The organism is Paraburkholderia sp. NMBU_R16 (assembly GCF_013282575.1).
Taxonomy (GTDB): Bacteria; Pseudomonadota; Gammaproteobacteria; order Burkholderiales; family Burkholderiaceae; genus Trinickia.
In genome coordinates this window covers 1-218 of record NZ_JAAAYE010000559.1, presented here as the reverse complement: position 1 = coordinate 218, position 218 = coordinate 1, and the positions used below count along the sequence as shown (strand labels likewise).

1 pseudogene is annotated in these 218 nt (G+C 58.3%); it reads left to right on the top strand.

Annotated elements, in window-relative coordinates:
- Positions 1-94: pseudogene (locus GWC77_RS29085) on the top strand (IS6 family transposase); the annotation flags it as partial.
- Positions 95-218 lie beyond the last annotated feature (124 nt).

Below are 218 nucleotides of genomic sequence, written 5' to 3'. Positions count from 1 at the left end.
CATTGAGATCATGCACATGATCCGCAAAGGCCAAATGAAGGGTGACCACGCCACTCGAACGGTCGCCGCGCAGTTCTATTCGCTGCTTATGTAAGGACTCCTAAGCGAATCGCCGCTTGCTCGTCATCGCTTCATTATCGCGACACAACCCCTCGATCTACGTGTCGCCCGAGCAGGGGCATTTGCGCCGCGAAGCGGCCAAGTACCACGCGCGGCTC